This is a genomic window from Paenibacillus sp. J22R98 (genome assembly GCF_059383835.1).
On sequence record NZ_JBXENW010000006.1, the window covers coordinates 38,260 to 57,430 of the forward strand.

17 protein-coding genes are annotated in these 19,171 nt (G+C 49.3%); all 17 read right to left on the reverse strand.

What is annotated here, in order from left to right:
• Nucleotides 1–89: 89 nt before the first annotated feature.
• The 17 genes from AC50Y3_RS17780 to AC50Y3_RS17860 all read right to left on the reverse strand — a co-directional run bounded on the left by AC50Y3_RS17780 (nt 90) and on the right by AC50Y3_RS17860 (nt 19,116).
• Nucleotides 90–926 carry a helix-turn-helix transcriptional regulator gene (locus AC50Y3_RS17780; RefSeq protein ID WP_494820072.1) on the reverse strand — a complete coding sequence of 279 codons (837 nt, stop codon included), beginning with the start codon at nt 924–926 and terminating at the stop codon, nt 90–92.
• Nucleotides 927–1,001: 75 nt separating this feature from the next.
• On the reverse strand, nt 1,002–1,706 hold the full coding sequence (locus AC50Y3_RS17785; protein WP_494820073.1) for a hypothetical protein: 705 nt from the start codon (nt 1,704–1,706) through the stop codon (nt 1,002–1,004).
• Nucleotides 1,707–1,709: 3 nt separating this feature from the next.
• A complete protein-coding gene (locus AC50Y3_RS17790) occupies nt 1,710–3,167 on the reverse strand; it encodes a serine hydrolase domain-containing protein (protein WP_494820074.1) in 1,458 nt (485 codons plus the stop codon).
• A gap of 472 nt (nt 3,168–3,639) precedes the next feature.
• Nucleotides 3,640–4,383, reverse strand: coding sequence for a creatininase family protein (locus AC50Y3_RS17795; protein WP_494820075.1), 744 nt, complete (start codon nt 4,381–4,383; stop codon nt 3,640–3,642).
• Nucleotides 4,384–4,541: 158 nt separating this feature from the next.
• Nucleotides 4,542–5,318 (reverse strand): DeoR/GlpR family DNA-binding transcription regulator, encoded by a 777-nt coding sequence (locus AC50Y3_RS17800; RefSeq protein WP_494820076.1) that lies wholly within the window; start codon nt 5,316–5,318, stop codon nt 4,542–4,544.
• 47 nt (nt 5,319–5,365) lie between these two features.
• Nucleotides 5,366–6,730, reverse strand: coding sequence for a (R)-1-hydroxy-2-aminoethylphosphonate ammonia-lyase (gene pbfA, locus AC50Y3_RS17805; RefSeq protein ID WP_494820077.1), 1,365 nt, complete (start codon nt 6,728–6,730; stop codon nt 5,366–5,368).
• A gap of 29 nt (nt 6,731–6,759) precedes the next feature.
• The gene (locus tag AC50Y3_RS17810) at nt 6,760–7,866 is read right to left on the reverse strand and encodes an ABC transporter ATP-binding protein (protein ID WP_494820373.1); all 1,107 of its coding nucleotides are present in this window, start codon (nt 7,864–7,866) and stop codon (nt 6,760–6,762) included.
• Between the two features lie 5 nt (nt 7,867–7,871).
• Entirely contained in the window at nt 7,872–8,702 is an 831-nt protein-coding gene (locus AC50Y3_RS17815) for a carbohydrate ABC transporter permease (RefSeq protein WP_494820078.1), read from the reverse strand.
• A gap of 25 nt (nt 8,703–8,727) precedes the next feature.
• Nucleotides 8,728–9,666, reverse strand: coding sequence for a carbohydrate ABC transporter permease (locus tag AC50Y3_RS17820; protein WP_494820079.1), 939 nt, complete (start codon nt 9,664–9,666; stop codon nt 8,728–8,730).
• A gap of 190 nt (nt 9,667–9,856) precedes the next feature.
• Complete coding sequence (locus AC50Y3_RS17825) at nt 9,857–11,245, reverse strand: ABC transporter substrate-binding protein (RefSeq protein ID WP_494820080.1); 1,389 nt, start codon at nt 11,243–11,245, stop codon at nt 9,857–9,859.
• 132 nt (nt 11,246–11,377) lie between these two features.
• On the reverse strand, nt 11,378–12,736 hold the full coding sequence (locus tag AC50Y3_RS17830) for an aspartate aminotransferase family protein (protein WP_494820081.1): 1,359 nt from the start codon (nt 12,734–12,736) through the stop codon (nt 11,378–11,380).
• 37 nt (nt 12,737–12,773) lie between these two features.
• Nucleotides 12,774–14,132 carry an MATE family efflux transporter gene (locus AC50Y3_RS17835; RefSeq protein WP_494820082.1) on the reverse strand — a complete coding sequence of 453 codons (1,359 nt, stop codon included), beginning with the start codon at nt 14,130–14,132 and terminating at the stop codon, nt 12,774–12,776.
• Between the two features lie 9 nt (nt 14,133–14,141).
• Nucleotides 14,142–15,098: a PHP domain-containing protein gene (locus AC50Y3_RS17840; protein ID WP_494820083.1), complete on the reverse strand. Its 957-nt coding sequence runs from the start codon at nt 15,096–15,098 to the stop codon at nt 14,142–14,144.
• Nucleotides 15,095–16,060: a CehA/McbA family metallohydrolase gene (locus AC50Y3_RS17845; RefSeq protein ID WP_494820084.1), complete on the reverse strand. Its 966-nt coding sequence runs from the start codon at nt 16,058–16,060 to the stop codon at nt 15,095–15,097. Before AC50Y3_RS17845 ends, AC50Y3_RS17840 begins: the two co-directional genes overlap by 4 nt.
• A gap of 209 nt (nt 16,061–16,269) precedes the next feature.
• Entirely contained in the window at nt 16,270–17,067 is a 798-nt protein-coding gene (locus AC50Y3_RS17850; protein WP_494820085.1) for a GDSL-type esterase/lipase family protein, read from the reverse strand.
• Nucleotides 17,068–17,308: 241 nt separating this feature from the next.
• Complete coding sequence (locus AC50Y3_RS17855) at nt 17,309–18,202, reverse strand: carbohydrate ABC transporter permease (RefSeq protein ID WP_494820086.1); 894 nt, start codon at nt 18,200–18,202, stop codon at nt 17,309–17,311.
• 17 nt (nt 18,203–18,219) lie between these two features.
• The gene (locus tag AC50Y3_RS17860) at nt 18,220–19,116 is read right to left on the reverse strand and encodes an ABC transporter permease (RefSeq protein ID WP_494820087.1); all 897 of its coding nucleotides are present in this window, start codon (nt 19,114–19,116) and stop codon (nt 18,220–18,222) included.
• Between the last annotated feature and the right edge of the window lie 55 nt (nt 19,117–19,171).

Below are 19,171 nucleotides of genomic sequence, written 5' to 3' on the forward strand. Positions count from 1 at the left end.
CCATTCCCTCCCATTCGTCTATACGGACATTGTAGGAGAAAAGAGTGCGCTTACAATAGAGCAGTTTTATCGCTATAATGATCAGTTCTTTAGGTTATCGTTTCCTGCATGAACCTTCGGTACTGAATGGGGGCCATGCCGGTATATTTTTTGAACAGCCGCGTGAAGTTGGTCACCTCAGAGAAGTGAAGCGCCTCCGCTACCTGGGTAACGCTCATATCTAAATCGGTAAGCAGCAATGCCTTCGCCTTCTCAATGCGCAGTCTGCGCTGCAAACCAATCGGCGACATGCCATACAGCTCCTTGAACCTACTGCTGACATAAGCCGTGTTCAAATGCAGCTGCTGTGCCATCTCGGTTAACGAGAGCGGCTTCTCCGGCTGCTGCACGATTTGGCATAGAATGCCGAGGAAGCTCTGCTGCGCTGCGGCTGTATCCGAAACTGCCCGCTGTCCGATCGCCTCATCAAACAAGAGATATAACAGCTCAAGCGACTTCGCTTTCTGTAGAATTGCCGCCGGCAGCGATGAGGCATTGCTCCTCGACTCCATGAGCTGTTCGAAAACCGTCTCGAAGCGCTCCTTTTGCTTCAGCTGATAAATATACGGGATTTGAAACAGCGGAAGCACATCGAGAACCCGCTCCACTTTATACGTGAAATGCCACCACAAAATAACCGCTTCGTCATCCGTATCTTTATATTGATCATGGATCAGATGCGGAGGAATAAAGATGACGCTCCCCGGCACGATCTCATAGACGGCATCGCCGATTCGCAGCTTTGCCGTGCCCGATTTGTGATAGGACATCATGTATTCGCTCGTGAACGAGCGGTCGCGGAAGCTCATTTCCCTGCGCGTATGAATGGCAAACTCCGACACGTTCAGCTCCGCCTGTTGAAGGAGCTTAATCAAGTACTGATTCACTTGTAATCCCCATCCTGTTTATCTGTCTACCCGCCTAGCTGCATAGTCGCCGGTATCTCTCATTTTAGCACAGGGTTACGGGATCGCGGGATTGCCATTCTTTAAACGGTCAAATTCATAGATAGCTTGGAGCTTATACTCGCTGTTCTCATTATCCCTATGATAGAGGCCCATGTAGCCGACATCGGCGAAAATCATCGTTTCCACGTCATTCTTCTCATCGCTGCGGCTCGATTGCCAGTAGTAATGCTGCTCCCTCGGTGCATCGTACCAAAGCCAATCCAAATCCTTCATCGCTTGATTACGATGTGTCAGTACCCAAATTTGAAACAGCACGTGTGGATCTTTATTGTCGATTTCCGATGCAGGCTTGGCGTTCTTTAACCGTTCCGCTTCCTTCTGAAGCAGCTCATGAATCTCGGAATTCGCGGTAACGGTTGTTATAGATCGCACGTCATTGAACTGCGCAGCATATTGATCCGCCTTGGCATGCACGCTCAGCTCGCGGAACGAGATCGTAGGCAAATAGAAATTAGCCACAACCGTGACCAGGCCGAAGAGCAGCGCTCTTAACAAGAAGCCATGCTTCTTCTTGTTCATGTAGGAAAGTCCGATGATGAACCCTACCGGGATCAGCACCTTGCTAATATTGACGTAGAAATTGCATAAGCAATAAATTGCGACGATCATCAGCCACATTCGTATCGACATGGCTTTACGCTGATCGAGATAGGAAACCAAGAGCAATGCCAGCAGGCCAAACCAAATCAGTAGGTTCATGAACTAGCTGCTTCCTCGTACGGTGGTCGTATCGGCCGATACGAAAGAAACATTTTGCCGATAGCTAAGCTCCAGCTCTTGCTCCTCGAAACGAAGCTCAAACGTCACTATAAATGGCGCTTCAACGAAACGTACGGTTAGGATAAGTTTGTCTTGCTCCTGCCAAGTAAAGCTGGACATCGTACGCTGCTCGCCTACCGCGCTAGGTTCCGGTTGAAGGAGCCTGCCGCTGTCTTCCTTCCAAGTACCGCGTCCGCAATTCACGATATATTGGCCTTTGGATCCATCAAATGTAAGTACAGCCTCGTTTCCTCCAAAGCTGAGGGTAAGCGATTCCCACTGCTGCGGGTTCTCATCCAGCCGGTATCTTTTGACGGATACAAGCTCCTCCCGTGCAGAGCTCTCACTGAAGATTGGCGGATTAAGAGCTAACGATGCCAGCTGCGTGGATAGCTGCGCCGCTCGTTCGCCGTTTGCCCCCAGAGGAAGCGGTCGATCCTCGAGCACGGGAAGAATATGCGTCCAAATGGCATCCAGTACGCCCTGCATGTCATTCGTGCTACTTGTGATGGCGATTACCATATCTTGCTCCGGCATGACGATGCAGAATTGACCGAATGCGCCGTCCCCGCGGTACGCACCGAAGCGGCATTGCCAGAACTGATAGCCATAGCCCTGTGCCCACTCGTTGTCTCCGCCATCGCCATTATCGATTTGCTTCGAAGTCGCCTCGTCGATCCAAGCCTCGGAGATAAGTCGCTTGCCCTCCCAGACTCCTTTCTGCAAGTAGAGCTGGCCAAACTTGGCAACGCCTTCCGTAGTCAGCGCCAATCCCCAACCGCCGATATTGATTCCGCGAGGACATTCTCCCCATGTCGCCCCAATAATTCCCAGCGGTTCGAACAAGCGAGGCTGCAAATAATCGAGCAGCTTCTGTCCGCTTACCTTCTGAAGAATCGCCGACAGCATATAAGTCGCTCCGCTGTTATAGACGAAATGAGTACCCGGCTCCCGCTCCACGGGGGCATGCAGAAAAGCACGAACCCAGTTGCCGTCCTCACTAGTTAAGAGATTAACAATGGTGTCCGTTTCATTGCCGGTTCCCATCATGAGCAAATGGCGAATGCGCATCGCTTGCAAATTCGGTGATGGGTCCTGCGGTGTCTCCTCCGGAAAATAAGAGATGACGGTATCATCAAGGGTTAACAGCCCTTCCATCGCGGCCATTCCAATGGCTGTAGAGGTGAAGCTCTTGCTGAGCGAGAACAGCATATGCGGAAGCTGACGCGCGTAAGGCGCCCACCAGCCCTCGGCCGCTACTTGACCATCTCGCATTATCATTAGGCTGTGAATTTCGATCTGACGCTTCTGCCACTCATTCAGCAAATTCGTAATCGCCTGCGGATGGATGCCCAGCTCTTCCGGCCGGCTTCTAGGCAGGCGCAGCTCTGTTCTTGTCATTGTGGAACCGCCTCTCAACATTATGATTTATCCTGGTTATCCTTGCTGCCAAATTCGTTCATTTAGTTTCTATTCGCAGAATGCTCTAACGAATCGTACAGCGCTTATTTGCATCAAAATGGCTCTAAAAAAATCTAACGAATCGTGGAGGTCCTATCTCACGATTCGGGGGTCATTTGGAGCCGATTTTGCCAAAATAAGGCCTCTACGATTCGTTAGAATATCGGAGGCGAGAAATCCGACCAAATAAGACTCCTACGATTCGTTAGCCATGGTATAACGGCTGCAATTGGCTGCCCCAAGCTGCCTCAGGCAAAGCTCCGGACTTTTGAAGCAGCCATCCTTGGCCAACCAAGAGCCACTTTGATGCGCTTGGATATCAAGCTACTCAATTGGTATTTTATCCTAACTATTCCGGGTTCGCATTATTTTTCAGTCCGCCATATATGGACGCTCTCTGCTCTATGTAAGCTCATCCTTTACCTGCTTTGATCGTACGTATCCAGCCTTCCACACACAAATCCAGCCAGTACTTTCCTTCTGCCGCATCCGCCTCTGTCGCATCCAGCAGCCATTCCGGCAATTGCTCGCGAGCGATGCTGCCCAGCGCCTCCATTTGGACCGTCAACGGATCGATGTGCTGAATCATCTGCGTTTCGCCTTTACCCGCATGGCCAATTGGCATAGGTCCGGCATTATCCGGCGGATACACCACATATTTATCGATGCCCCCAACCTGGATCGTTTCGAATACATGCGGATTCGGCAGCTCCTCCATCGCCTTCCATCCCCAGGAATGCCCCCATTCCTGCGTTTCCTCACGAAGCAGCTCAGCCGCCGCTCGTCTAAGGCTAAGCGATTGCAGTCCTTCCATTCCCTGATGATGCTGCACGATATAAATCCGCTTGAAGCCAATCATTCTGAGCCGTTTCAACAGTTCCTTGGCATACGCATAGAAAGGCGCCGGGTCAAAATCGATCTCTCCGTCTTGCGGCCCGCCGGCCCAAGACAAGGTCGGCCCGAACGAAATCGGCGGCGCGACAACGCATGGGCACTGCTTCTCCACCTCGGTGCAAATATAGTCCGCAAGCATAACATCCGTTCCGATCGGCAGATGCGGCCCGTGATACTCCACCACGCCTGCTGCCATTACGAGCGGCAAGCCGTCTCTTACTGCCTCACGAATTTGCTCCGGACGCATTCTCGTTAAATACATCTTTATATCCTCCTTGACCGACTGTTGGCGTTTTCACTATTGATTCTTATTCGGCTTCACCTCTGTCGAAACCTGTTCGATGCCGATCCTCGGAGCAATAAAAAAGCAACCGCACTTCCCACAAGGGTGATGCAGTCGCTTTATACGGTTATTACTTATCAAGTCAACCAACTAACGCCCATCTCTTCCAACGAACCTCTCCATCCCGCAGGAGGCTCATGATTAGAGACGATGCACTGAATATCCGTCAGGTCGGCGATCTTCGCGACCGTTCGTTTGCCTATCTTAGAGGAATCGGCAACGACAATCGACGTTTCGGAACAGCGAATGAGCTTGCGCGTGAATAACGCCCGCTCGAAGTCGTAGCTCGTAATGCCATTCTCTAGAGAGACGCCATCCACGGAGAGGAAGGATTTGTGCACATAGAAATCCTCCATCACTTTCTCTGCGATCGGTCCCGACACCCGCATATGCTTGCTGTTGACTTCTCCCCCGATGAAGATCATTCTTCCGTCGAACAACCCTCTCTTCTGGTAGTCAATAAGAAGAATAAGCGTCGGAATGGAGCATACGAGAATGGTAAGATTGCGTTTGTCTGCCAGGTGGTGAAGGATCTGCATCGCCGTGCTGCCTTCGTCGATTACGATAACGTCATCATTTTCGATCAAATTTGCAGCCAGCATGCCGATTTTCCGCTTCTCTTCGGCATGAATAACCTCACGTTCGTGATAAGCAGGCTCGAAATCAGTCTGAACCTTAACCGCTCCGCCGTACACCTTCTTGAGCTTGCCATCCTTCTCAAGATCATCAAGGTCGCGCCGAATCGTCTCCGTCGTCACCTCGAACTTCTGCGCGAGCTCGTTAACCTGAACCTTCCCTTGGATGACCAACATCTCAAGAACGCGTTTCTTTCTTTCCTCACTTGCCAGTGACATGCTGCTCACCCCTCGATCGTTATAGTGCCATTATAGCAAAAGGGGATTCATTCGTAATAGCTTCCACTTGCAACCTCATGAATCGCTAGCTCTATCTGCTCAAGCGCCCAGCGCATTTGCTCGATTGTAATTAACAGGGAAGGCCGCAGCGTAATGACGTTGCCCTCAATAATCTTGAACGCGACGCCTCTTTCCATGGCCTTGTACATGACGGCCTCGGCTTCCGTGACTGCTTTCTCTTTGGTCCGCTGATCCTTCACCAGCTCGATGCCAAGATGAAGGCCCACCCCGTTGACGTTGCCCACCATGGAACAGCGCTCACGAAGCCCTTCGAGCCATTCCAATGTGAAATGACCGACTTTCTCGGCATGCTCAACAAGCCGATGTTTCTCCAGATAGTCAATCATGGCGAGGCCTGCCGCAGCTGACAACCCATTCTTCTCATGGGTAAAATGACCGATAGACAAGTGGCCCAGCACGTTGAAGCGCTCTCTGGTTACGATGCCGGCCATAGGCAGAAGCCCGCCGCCGAGCGACTTGCCAAGCACGAGAATGTCCGGCGTTACACTGTGCTCACAGGCGAACATTTTTCCCGTACGGCCGAAACCTTCGATGATCTCATCAAAGATGAGCAGTGTCCCGTGTTTCTCGCACAGCTCCTTGACCCGCTCCCAGAAACGGCTGCTTGGCACGATCGGAGTAGCCGAGATGGGCTCGCCGATCACGCACGCAATATCGCCTTCACGTTCGAACAGCAGCTCCATCTGGCGCAAGATCTCGTTATCGACAGCCTCATCCGAATCGAAGCCCCACGGATTGCGATAGTAATTCGGGAACTCCACATGAAGCGCTCCCGGCACCATTGGACCGTTGCCTGCCTTGAACAGGCGTTCGCCGCCGACGCTTGAAGCCTGGAATCCGTTCCCGTGGTAGGAATCCCAGAACGAAATCGTCTTCCACTTGCCTGTGATCTGCTTCGCCAGCATGACAGCCATTTCAATGGCTTCCGAACCGCCGGGTGCAAACAGCACACGGGCAAGCCCTGCCGGCGTGATCTCGACGAGCTTCTTAGCCAGCGCCACAGCATACGCGTTGGTATACCGCCTTGGCGTGAAGGTTTGCTTGTTCCGTAGAGCCGCGATCACCGCTTCAATCACTTCGTCATTATTGAAACCCACGTTGTGGACGCCGTTCCCATGCATGTCGATGTACGCCTTGCCGTCCATGTCATAGATATAGATGCCCTCCGTCTTCGACAACACGTTCAATACAGGCGTAGACAAGCTTTGATGCAGAAAATAGCGGTTGTCATCCTCGAAAACCGCTTGAGCGGCTGCCCCCAGGTTGCGTTCCCAATAACGGCTCCGCGCGTCGGTCCGGTTGATGTCTCCTTGCTCCCTGCTCATCTCCATTACCTTTATCCTCCGCTAATTGGAATCATCTATCGGTACTGCATCAGGTTGAGCCCGTTCGCCGTCGAATCAAAGACGTGGAATTTATCGTCACGGAATCGAATGTGAACGATGTCTCCGGAATGAACATCCGCCTCGTTATCGACTAGGAAACGAATCATGCTCTCAAGCTGGTTCCGCGTATCGATAACCTTCACCAGCTTGCCGCTGCCCAAATGCTCGATGAGGTCAACCTTCATCGGAATGCCCAGCTCGTCCCCCGGATCGGTCAACGTAATATCATGGGGCCGCACGCCCAAATGAACTTGCTTGCCAATATGCTTCACATCTAATCTGCGCGCTTCCGGGATGGCGTATTGAAACCCTTTCGTCGCGATCATTTGCACGCCGTCACGCTGTTCGATTTTCCCCGCGATCAAGTTCATCGGCGGGTTGCCCAGGAAACTGGCAACGAACAGGTTCACCGGATGATTGAACAGCTCCTCCGGAGGTGCGTATTGCTGGATCTTGCCTCCGTTTAGAATCGCGACACGGTCGGAGATCGCAAGAGCCTCCTCTTGGTCATGCGTCACGATAATCGTCGTAACACCCAGCTGACGCTGAAGTTTACGAATCTCATCGCGAACGTCCAGCTTCAGCCTCGCGTCTAGGTTAGACATCGGCTCGTCGAGCAGCAGAATCTCAGGGTCTTTGGCCAAGGCACGCGCCATCGCTACCCGCTGCTGCTGACCGCCGGACAGCTGCGACGGCTTGCGATCCAGAAGATGGTCGATCTGCAGAATACGGCCCATTTCCTTAGCGCGCTCATAGGCCTTCGCCTTCGGTATTTTACGCTCTCTCAGCGGGAAAGCGATGTTGTCGCGAACAGTAAGATGCGGATACAAAGCATAAGATTGGAACACCATCCCGATGTTGCGATCCTTGGGCTCCACGTGGTTGACCATCCGGTCTCCGAAGAAAATCTCACCCGAGGTTGGCTTTAAGAGACCCGCAAGCATCATCAATGTTGTCGTTTTGCCGCAGCCGGAAGGGCCGAGCAACGCAACGAATTCCCCTTTTGGAATTTCCAGATCGAGCCCATCCACGGCTCTTCCGCTTTCTTTTTTGCCATCGTAGGATTTGACGATATTCCTCATTGTAATCACGATTGTTTCGCCCCTCCCATATTGACCTTCATGAACATCTTCTGTGTGAAAATATAGAACAGAACTACCGGCAATGTATAGAACAAGCCAATGGCGGTGATCAAGCCATAGTTGATGATATGGTTCTCCTTCGTAACGAGCTTCGCCAAGTAACCGGCCAAAGTCAGCATTTTATCATCGAAGATAAGCAAGGTGAAGAGGAACCACTCGCCGTAAGCGCCCAGGAAAGCGAATACCGCGATCGCCCCAATGCCGGAAAACACATAAGGAACCAGCACTTTGCGGAACGCGCCGAATCGGCTTGAACCGTCTACCATTGCCGCCCACTCAATATCCCAAGGCACTTCATCGAAGAAGCCTTTCATAATATAAACCAGACCCGGAAGCGAACCTGTTGTTGCCACGAGCATGACACCGAGATACGTGTTGACCAGGTCCATTTTGACCAGAATGAAGAACGTCGCAATAATGAGCGTTATCCCAGGAAATGAGCGCATCAGGAACAGAAACTTCAAGGCCGCTCCTTTGCCAACAAAATCAAGGCGCGAGAACGCGTAGGCGGTCGGCACGGATATCCCAACCTCGATTGCGACAATCAGAAGGGCGTATACGATGGTATTTAGCACAATCGGCCAAATCATCGGCAGCTTCACGCCTGAATATTCAACCGGTTTGGTAAAGAAGGAGAAATTATCGAGCGAGAACTCCCCGGTCGTGAAATTCATCGTCGCTGCGAGAAAATACCAAACGATCATGCCAGCGATTGGGAGCGTAAACAGCGTCATATAGGTATGCACAAGCACTTTCTTAAGCGTGCTGGTCGACATCGGGACTCACCACCAGTCTCCTAGATTAGTCTTCGATACGAGAAGGCTTGATCATCTGATCAAAATCGAACAGGCGGATCAAAAGCAGCGTCAGCACGAAGGAAATGAAAACGACGATCAGCGATACCGCTGCCCCGTAGCCATAATATTTCAGATTAAATGCTTGCTGGAATGCGTATAGCGATAAGGTCGTCGTATCTCGCATCGGACCTCCGTTCGTAAGCAGCATTATGAAGAAATACGAGGATACGAAGCCGATCAAATCCGAGATCGTGATGTACATGAGCGGCCATTTGAGCGTCGGCAGAATGATTTTCAGAATAACGGACTTCTCGCTTGCACCATCGACGCGAGCTGCCTTGTACAGGTCCTCCGGAATCGAATTGATCGCCGAGGATAGCAAGATCATGCCGCCCGACACCGTCGATACAATTGTCGCCAGAATAACAATGGCCATCGCGCCTTTCGTGAACCAAGAGACCGGCTCCGAAATGATGCCCATATTTTGCAGGAATTCGTTAATCAAGCCGCCTTCGGTCGGGTCGAAAATAAACTTCCAGAAGGTGACGTACACGACAGAAGGAATGATGCTCGGGATAAGCCAGAACACTCTATAGATGACAGCCGTCACTTTGCCTTTAAGAAAGTATTGCGTCGCAATGGAAATCACAAGCGCAAAGAGCAGCGAGATGACCAAAGTAAGGATGGCGAATACGGCGGTATTACCTAGAATTTGCGGCAGGTTATAGTCCGTCAATATTCGCTTGAAATTGGATAAGCCAATGAAATGCGGTTTCATGGATGCGTTCAGATCCGTGAAAGCCATGCCTACCGTCGCAATGGCCGGCAAGACGAAGAACACAAAGACGAGTAAAGCAAACGGCATGATGAACAGATAGGGATAAATGCTTTTGCGAACAGGTTTCTTGTACGGCTTTGATTCGAGTGCTTGTGCTTGATTCATTTCGTTGCGGCCTCCATCCGGTATGCGGAGTTGCTGAGAAACAAGGTGAAACGGCTGTCGCCGTGCTATCGGCGGAGAAGCGCGTTTCATTCCGGTGAAATATAAGCATGGTATAAGGTGAAACTTATACTTTCTTATATTTTAGGAAAGGCGCCCTAATCGGGATTTGAGCGCCAATTCCTCTTAGGCTTTATTCCTCAATGATTAGATGATCCGCTGGTACGTTTTGCTTTACTTCTTTCTCGAACAAATCATATGCTTCCTCGGCAGTAGCGCCTTTGGTCAAGATTGCGTCGATGCCAAGCGTGTAGCCTTTCGTGAATACCGCGTAATCCGGAAGTGCCGGACGTGTCTTCGTGAATTCAACCAGATAAGCGTGATCCTTGTAAAAGGACATTTCTTTGAAACGTGCATCCTCTTGCGCTTCAGGCGTTACCGGCAGTTTGCCGCTAGCAACGGTATGGTTGACTTGCAGATCCGGAGCCAGAACATTCTCGATCAGACGCTGCACGTAAGGCATTTTCTCATCGTCAACGGTAGGACCAACGAAGATCATAGCTGGGTTACTGTAGGAAACCGGCTTGCCGCCTTTGGTCGCGGAAGGAACCGGAATCCAAACGACGTTCTGGTCGAACCATGCGTTGTAAGCTTGCACATCGTCTTTCATGCCGTTTGCTTCACGCATCATTTGGTAGAATTCCGTACGTGCGAATTGTGCGAAGATCTCGCCTTTCACGAACATTGGAGCGGACATGTCTGTGTCAACATCGCCGATATTCTCTGCGATAACGCCGCGTTTCTTGGCATCTGCCCAGAATGCGTAGACGTCCTTCGCTTTCGGCGTCAGCATCATTTTGTTCTGGGCTGCATCGTAGTTCACGAAGTTAAACGCATAATTCCAGCCTTCGAAACGAGTATCTTCTACAGCGAAGCCGACCTTCACAAGCTTCTTCTTCTTCGCTTCATCCGCCAAATTAACCAGATCTTGGAACGTAAACTCGCCGCTGTCGACCTTTGCTTTCAAACCGTTGATCTGGTCCTTCGTCCAGCCGATGCCTTCCAGCGCCTTACGGCTGATGAAAACAGGAGAAGCATCCATATCTTGAATCGCGCCATAGTAGTGGCCGTCGTAGCTCATGATGTTCGTGTAGGATTCGGGTACGCTCTTGAATACGGCTGAATCCTTCACCCAGTCGATATCGCGGATCAGACCTGCGTCCTTCTCCCAACCGATATCGACGCTGGAGTTGATAAAGACGTCTGCCACTTTGCCGGCTTGTGCTTGCAGGACGAGCTCGTCGTCGCCGATGCCAGGCCACCAATCGAGCTTCACTTGCACGTTCTCGGAAGCGAGCTGCTCGTTTGTGCGCTTCTCCGCTTCGATGAAGTTATCTTTTCGTGCTCCCCATGTATTCTCTCGAACTGAGATCGTCACGACCTTAGGTTCTTTATTTCCCGTTGCATTCGCGTTGTTAGCGGGAGCATTAGCGGTTGTGTTCGTGTCGTTGTTTGTTCCGCACCCCGCCAAGATCCCCACACCTATGACCATTGTCAATGCAATACCAGCAAATTTCTTCACAGCTAATACTTCCTCCTTCGAGTCTCTCGAATTGATACCTTACAAGATTGAGTATAGAGCTCGTTTGTAAACTCGCGATAAAAACAACGTTAAGATTTTGTTTATTGTTGTTTGTATTGTTGTTTTGTTGTTTTATGCACCAAAAACATGTTGAATCGCTTCTTCTACGATGTCCAAAGCGAGAACAAGCTGTTCCTCGGTTGCAATAAGCGGCGGCACCAACGTAAGCACGTTCCCACTGGAAACTTTGAAGCTGAGTCCTCGCTCCATACAGCGGTACATCACTTTCTCCGCTTCATCGCTTGCCTTTTCCTTCGTTTTGCGGTCCGAAACCAGCTCGATCGCAGCCATCATGCCGATGACTCTAACATCTCCGATTGGCATATAACGTGATTTCATATCGAGTAATCTCGCTTCAATAACCTTTTCCATCTGGCTCGCATGCTCTACGAGACCGTTTTGTTCGATATATTCAATCGTGGCCAGCGCCGCGGCGCAGCCGACCGAGCTTTTCTCATGCGTATAGTGGCCGAGTGAAATGTCTTGCGCGACGTCAAGGCCTTCGCGAACGATAATGCCTGCCATTGGGAACACGCCGCCTCCAAAACCCTTACCGATAACGACGATATCCGGCACGATGTCGTAATGCTCATGTACAAACATCTTCCCCGTTCGGCCGAACGCCGTTGGAATCTCATCTAATATAAGCAGCACGCCGTAGCGGTCGCATAGCTCCCGCAGTCTTTTGAAATACGCTTTTGGCGGAATCTGCACATCGGTGCTACGGACCGGCTCCATCACGATCGCGCCAACGTCGCTTTCCCGCTCCAGCATATACGCCAGGTAATCTAAGCATTTCAAGCCGCAGCCATCGCAATCTCCCATGAAACATCTGTAGCTATTGTATGGCATCATGTGCTCCGTACCCGGGAGCAGCGGGCCCATGGAGTTACGGAATACGCCTTCCCCGCCAACCGAGATCGCATCCAAGCTTGCTCCGTGGAACGAATCCCAGGTCGAGATGGTCTTGAATTTGCCTGTAGCTTTTCTGGCCAGCTTCAGCGCCATGCCTATTGCGCTCGTGCCGCCCGGCGTGAACAACACTTTGTTCAGATCACCCGGTGCGAGTTCCTTGAGCTTCTTCGCCAGTTTGATTGCGACGGGGTTCGTGAATCGGCGCGGCAGAAACGGCAGCTCGTCAAGCTGGTTCTTAACCGCATCAATAACATACTTGTTCTTGTAGCCGACCTGATGAACGCTGTTTCCGTGGAAATCCATATATTTGCGGCCGTCCATGTCGATGAGGTAGATGCCATCCGCATCGGTAACCACGTTAAGACATGGGGTCGACATCGATTGATGGATAAAATATTCGCTGTCTTCATGAAGCACATCCATCGTTTCCCGGCTTAAATGAGTGTCTTGCCAGAGCTTCCGCTCCGATGTCAGGTTGATATCCCCTTCCGTTTTCAAAAAGGCCTTCAGTTCCAACTGGTCGCTCCCCTTTCATATAGGTGCTATATAAGTGCTAGATGCTTTGCGCCAAGTTTTTGGCCCATTTATTCGATCGATACCGGAAAAATCCGATACAAGCTTTCGATACCTCTTCCAGAGCAAATACGAAGTAGACCCATTCGACCGGCCAATGAAAGATATAAACACCGGCAAAGACGAGCGGCAATGAAATGAACCAGGTCGTAACCAGAATCAGCTTCATCGTATACACGTTATCTCCACCTGCGCGAAACAGGCCGACAATCCATACATTATTGAGGAAATAGGCTGTAAGCACGAGCGATTGAATCAGCATGACATGTCCGAAAGCCGTCTTAACCTCCTCGCTCGTGTTGCCGAACAGCTTCACGATAAAGGGACTGAACACGGCGACAGCTGCACTAACCAATAACGCGAGCACGACCGTTATCTTCGTAAATTTCCTTCCATAGAGGATCGCCTCACTTGGGTCCTCATGGCTCAACTTCTGTCCAATCATTACTTTGGCCGCATACGCGAAACCGAAAATCCCCATCATAAAATAGCCATTAAATGTCCGTGACAGCTGAAAGGTAGCGAGCGCAGTCACGCCCATGTATCCGAAAGCCACCGCATATAGCATATTCCCGACTGACCAGAGTCCTTCGTGAAGAACAAGCGGCATTGTCGTTCTGTACAAGCTCTTAGCGAACGATAACCGGAACGAGAACATCGATTTGAAAGAAACATTGAAAACCGCTTTCCTAGCGTACACGTATCCGATAAGCGCGGCGGAGCTGATGATGGACGAAACTAGCGTCGCATAAGCCGCTCCCTCTACTCCATAAGCGGGAAACCCGAATTTGCCGTAAATCAACGCGTAATCGAGCGAAACGTTAACGGACATCGAGAGGATTCCCACGATGAGCATCGCTTTTACCAGCCCGATGGATCCGAGCGCTTGGCCAAACGTATCTTTCACCGAATTAATGAGATAGACCGCTAACAGAATGGTAAGATAGTGCACGCCGTAAGCAACAGCTTCCGGATCATTTATGAAAGCCGTTAAGATCCCATGACGGAAGACGAGCACGGCCCCTGTTAGCACCAGCGTTATGCCAATGCTGGAGGTAAGCATCAAGGAGAACGCCTTCTGCGTGGACGCCCGATCCCCTTTGCCATGAAATTGAGTGATGAAAGCGGTAATGCCATATACGCCTGACAAAATCATGCTCAGAATGAATCCGATCTGTCCGACAGCAGCGACGATGGCAATGGCCGTATCGCCAAGCCCGCCGACCATAAGTGTATTGACTAAGGAGAACGAGTTGCCTATCAGCATCTGAAGCACGGTCGGAATGACCAGCTTGATCAGATTTTGACGGAATTCAGTATGCACTTCTGCGTTACTCATAGGTGATGTCTACATCCATTCATCGGGGAAAATAGGATTGGACCAAGCGACATTGCCTTCGAAATCCACGCATTCCACGCGAACGTATCTCATCCCGGCGTCCAGCAGGAACGCCCCCTCTGTGATTTCAGAAGCATCGCGATTGAACACGGTACGTCCATTGAAAGGATGCGTAATAAATTTGATAAACTTCACAGGCGAGCATTGGATCTTCAAATAGCCATCTTCCACTCGCATGTCGTGAATGGCAGGGCCGTTCGAGGAGTAATAGCTACCGGTTTTCAAGGCCTCAATAATCTCCCCTTGCCGTAAGCGCTCGGCCTCCACCGAAATCCACCCACCGAAAAATTCCGAAATCGCACTGTCCATCGGCCCGCCATGCGCATCGTCCGCAGCGATCCCGAATACTTTGCGCCCATTGCTGAGCAAGTAATCCCAATGCCTTAATCCATAGCCGACCGCTTCGTCGAGCTCGGACTGATGATTATAGATTTCGACGGCAAAATAATGCTGAAGCTGGAGCAAGTCCTCTGGTTTGTTACGTGACCAAGTTGGATGATTCATGATGACTAGATTTCCTTTTGCCCTCATCTCGTCGATCAACTCTTGGATGGTATCGAGGCCTGTGTAATCCGGTTTCGGCTGTTCCTCGTCATGCTCGAATTCGGAAGCGGAGCCCAGCGATGGATCAAGCAGGCCATGGATATGATATTGCTGCCCCGTCTCTCTCCAGCTCATCTCGCATGCCATCTCGTACCCGCTCAGCATCAGGAATTGCTCATCGTCATACGCTTCCGATTTCCAGTAGATCTCGTGATCGCTCAGGCATATGAAATCGTAGCCCTTCTCGCGATATGCCCTAATTACTGTTTCCGGCTCGTATTGACCGTCACTTCTCGTTGAATGTGTATGAAGATTGCCTTTGTATTTGCGTTTGCTGCCATCCAGAAAAATCATCGATTTCATAGCAGATCCTCCACGAAGATCGGATTCGTCCAAGCCACATTGCCATCGAAGTCGACGCATTCCACGCGGATATAGGTCATGTCTTCTTCAATTTCCATCATGGATTGCGTAAGCGGCTCGCCGGACATAAAGTTGCCGAAGAACGGCCCACGCTGCGGGAATGCTTTGAACATGATGAACTTGCACGGGGAGCATTCAATCTTAAGCCTGCCGTTCTCTACACGAAGATCGTACACTTCCGGCCCGGAGCTGGAATAGAATTGACCTTTCTTGAGGCTTTGAATCACATCCGTATGCGTAAGCGAGTCCGCTTGCACTTGAACCCAGCCTCCACCGTACTCGGGAATTTTCCAATTCGGATCGTGGCTGTGAGAATCGTCCGCGGCAATGCCATATACGCGTTTGCCGTTCTGCAGCGCATGATCCCAATAAGCGGCACCATATGAGCTTGCTGTCGACCATTCCGTAGCGTGATTGTAGATTTCGACGGCGAAGAACCCATCGTACTTCACCATGTCCTCGAACCTCGTTAAGTGCCACTCCGGGTGATTGAAGACGACGAGATTACCGTGAGCACGCAGTTCGTCGATCAATAGCTGCGGCGAATGGTCGCCAACCCAAGGCACAGGCGTAGGGAAAGCATGCAGATGCTCGTAGCGCGGTTGTTCTGGTTCAACGGTTGGATCGTCCAATACCCCAAAGTGATACCCTGGATTTTTGTCCGGGACCTGGTTCAGCTCTCCCCGCTCCGTTCCCGGAATCGTAATGAAGTCAGGCGTGTTGAACTCCTCGGTACGTGTATAAATATCATGATCGCTCAGAGAAATGAAATGGTAGCCTTTCTCCTTGAAAGCTCGAACGACATCCGCGGCAGGCAACCGACCATCTGACCAGGTCGTGTGAAGGTGTAAGTTTCCTTTGTAGATCGGTTTGTTGCGGTCCAACAAGATGATATTTTTCATGTCCTGCCTCCGTTTGGTTTGTTGTTGTTTTAATAATTGTTTCTTGTGGTTTATAACTAGGATACATCGATAAATCATGCGGTTCAATCGATTCCAGTAAAATTAACACGGAGTTAATACTCTTTTACAAACGAAAACAAACAATAAACCACATGACAAAAAAAGCGATGGCCGCGCCGCTTAGGCGTACCATCGCTTCTTCTCTTTCATCAATCCTGCTCTATAAATGCTTTAATTTGTTCCTTCAACTTTAAATATCCCGCCTGATTAATATGTAAGCCATCTTCTGTGTATGTCGTACTTAAATTCCCATCTGTATTCATCAAGGTCGGGTGAATGTCAACAAAGGACAAGCCCAATTTCTTTGAAATGGATGCCGCAAACTTATTAAATGTATTAATTTGATCATTTGAATGTAGTTTTATATTTGGGTATTTTACAATGGCGAGTTTTTCATTAATTGGCAATAGTGATTCTACTAATATTTCCGTCCTGGGTAAATTGGATTGCAGTTGCTTCAGTAGGATCTCATATCGGCTCGTCACCTCCATTATCGGAGAGTACAAGACGTCATTGATGCCTATAAGTAACACTATTTTTTGTGGATTCAGAGCATAAATATCACTTAATCTGTTCATGACATCTTTAATTCCTTCACCAGCAACGCCTTTATTGACCGTGTTTTTATTCGGGAAATAATCATTCCACACGCCATGCTTCGTAATCGAGTCACCTAGAAATACTACTTTATCTGTCGGTTTCGGGATGTCTTTGAGATAAATCGTCTGCATCTTCGAGTCAATATTTACTGTTTCATGAAATAATTCAGCGACAGCTTTCAAAGGAACATAGGTAGTGCCATTGATGACTTTAATGTCAGCAATATTCACTTGTTTACCATTTAGAAACACATGGTAATCTGTTGAAGCATACACCCCCATCGAAAATGTAAACATAATTACAAGTACGGAAATAACTGTTTTTTTCCAACTTAACCTCAGTTTCATTTTTTCAATCCTCCTAATTAATATGTGACTTATGATACGGATTGTAACATTATCGACAATATTTCGCAACATTTTTTCCTACTAAAGAACTAATTGGAAAATTTGTTTATCTTTTATCCCGACTAGAAATTACATCACAGGGTAATTTGCACTAAATGATAACAAAGAAACGACAAAAAAAAGAACAGCCGCCCAGACAACTTCATGTCTGAGCAGCTGTTCCTTTGTCATTCAACAAACTTTATCCTTTCACGCTCCCAAGCACGATACCAGAAATAAAATAACGTTGTAAGAGTGGATAAACTACTAGTATTGGTAATGCAGCTATGAAAATTTGGGCAGCTTGCGTCGTTTTATTTGAAATTTGGCTTAGCATCTTCACCTGGTCCGAGGACACGCTGTTAAGCAGCGTAGAATCGAATTTAACAATAACCGTTTGCAAGTAGCTTTGCAGCGGATAATGCTGAGGCTTGTTCATCAAGATCAGACCATCAAACCAAGAGTTCCAGTGGCCTACGATGCTAAACAGTGTCAATGTCGCAATAGCCGGTACGGATATGGGAACAAACACCTTTAATAAGGTCGTATAGTGCCCTGCTCCATCCATAAATGCAGCTTCCTCCAGCTCTTTCGGGAGCTCCCGAAAGAAATTAAGGAGGAGGATACAATTGAACACCGGCACAGCCCCAGGCAATATTAACGCCCAGGTGGAATCAAGTATTCCCGTTTGCTTCACCGTCATATACCAAGGAATGAGCCCACCATTAAATAGAATGGTGATGAGGAAAAACCAGACAAATACACTGCGCAGCCGAAATTTATTCACTTCCTTCGACAATGGGTATGCAATCAGTATGGTTAGGATCATGTTTATGGGAACGCCTATTGCGACTCGTTTGACTGAGATAAAAAATGACGTAAAAAACTCATGGCGCCCTCCAACAAATTTATAGGAGCTGATTGTAAAATCAATCGGCCATAATCCGACTTTACCTGTTGCTGCAGATGCGCTGGAACTGAATGATACAGCTAGAATATTAATAATCGGCAGCAGACAGAGCAACGCGACGAAGAGCAGTACAACGGCGTTTATCGCAAGAAATACTTTACGGCCCATCGTAGGATATTGCCACATGATAAAGGCCTCCTAATTTAGAAAATGCGGTAGTTGGCAAACCGGAATGCCAATCGATAAGAGAGTACGATCAGTACAAAAGAGATAACGGATTTAAGTAACCCGACTGCCGTCGCTAATCCATATTGAGCATCAATCAGACCCGTCCGATAAACCAACGTATCAATAATGTCACCCGTGCCATAGACAACCGGACTATACAGGTTAAATACCTGATCGAAGCCAGCGTTCAATACGTTGCCGAGGCTTAGCACAGTAAGCAGAACAGTAACCGAACGGATACCGGGTAAAGTGACATGCACCGTCTGCCGCCATCTGCTCGCGCCATCGATCACTGCTGCCTCATAAAGAGTCGGATCGATGCCTGTTAATGCGGCCAAATAAATAATGGTGCCAAAGCCGAATTCTTTCCAAACATCAGATACGATAAGTGTATATGGGAACCAATGGGGATTACCTAGGAAGAAGATCGGCTTCATACCGAATGATTTAATGAGATGGTTAACAAGCCCGTCGTTTGGAGAGAGAATATCAATTAATATCCCGCTTAAAATTACCCATGACATGAAATGCGGCAAATACACAAGCGTTTGAATGCTCCTCTTGAAGAGGGTGTGTCGCACCTCATTCAGCAGCAGCGCAAAGACTAAAGGCACGATAAGGCCGGCAATGATCTTCATAACGGCGATAAACACCGTATTCCAGAACACCTGAAAAAAATTCGGAATATCAAGCAACTGACGGAAATTGTCCAGTCCAATCCATTTAGAGCCGAACATTCCTTTCGATGGGATAAACTTCTCAAAAGCGATTATGATGCCAACCATCGGTCCATAGCTATAAATCAGCACAAGAATGACGCCGGGCAGCAGCATAATCAGGAGCGGAAGCTCGAGTCTCCATTTTCTAGCCATACCAGCCCTCCATTTACGGCAAATCGGAATGAACAGGTAAAAGGGATTGCGGCAG

What these genes read in the sequence shown, in the direction of transcription:
- AC50Y3_RS17785 (WP_494820073.1), bottom strand. Translation starts at nt 1,706, where the DNA reads ATGAACCTACTGATTTGGTTTGGCCTGCTGGCATTGCTCTTGGTTTCC.
- AC50Y3_RS17790 (WP_494820074.1), bottom strand. Translation starts at nt 3,167, where the DNA reads ATGACAAGAACAGAGCTGCGCCTGCCTAGAAGCCGGCCGGAAGAGCTG.
- AC50Y3_RS17795 (WP_494820075.1), bottom strand. Translation starts at nt 4,383, where the DNA reads ATGTATTTAACGAGAATGCGTCCGGAGCAAATTCGTGAGGCAGTAAGA.
- AC50Y3_RS17800 (WP_494820076.1), bottom strand. Translation starts at nt 5,318, where the DNA reads ATGTCACTGGCAAGTGAGGAAAGAAAGAAACGCGTTCTTGAGATGTTG.
- pbfA (WP_494820077.1), bottom strand. Translation starts at nt 6,730, where the DNA reads ATGGAGATGAGCAGGGAGCAAGGAGACATCAACCGGACCGACGCGCGG.
- AC50Y3_RS17810 (WP_494820373.1), bottom strand. Translation starts at nt 7,866, where the DNA reads ATGAGGAATATCGTCAAATCCTACGATGGCAAAAAAGAAAGCGGAAGA.
- AC50Y3_RS17815 (WP_494820078.1), bottom strand. Translation starts at nt 8,702, where the DNA reads ATGTCGACCAGCACGCTTAAGAAAGTGCTTGTGCATACCTATATGACG.
- AC50Y3_RS17820 (WP_494820079.1), bottom strand. Translation starts at nt 9,666, where the DNA reads ATGAATCAAGCACAAGCACTCGAATCAAAGCCGTACAAGAAACCTGTT.
- AC50Y3_RS17835 (WP_494820082.1), bottom strand. Translation starts at nt 14,132, where the DNA reads ATGAGTAACGCAGAAGTGCATACTGAATTCCGTCAAAATCTGATCAAG.
- AC50Y3_RS17840 (WP_494820083.1), bottom strand. Translation starts at nt 15,098, where the DNA reads ATGAAATCGATGATTTTTCTGGATGGCAGCAAACGCAAATACAAAGGC.
- AC50Y3_RS17845 (WP_494820084.1), bottom strand. Translation starts at nt 16,060, where the DNA reads ATGAAAAATATCATCTTGTTGGACCGCAACAAACCGATCTACAAAGGA.
- AC50Y3_RS17850 (WP_494820085.1), bottom strand. Translation starts at nt 17,067, where the DNA reads ATGAAACTGAGGTTAAGTTGGAAAAAAACAGTTATTTCCGTACTTGTA.
- AC50Y3_RS17855 (WP_494820086.1), bottom strand. Translation starts at nt 18,202, where the DNA reads ATGTGGCAATATCCTACGATGGGCCGTAAAGTATTTCTTGCGATAAAC.
- AC50Y3_RS17860 (WP_494820087.1), bottom strand. Translation starts at nt 19,116, where the DNA reads ATGGCTAGAAAATGGAGACTCGAGCTTCCGCTCCTGATTATGCTGCTG.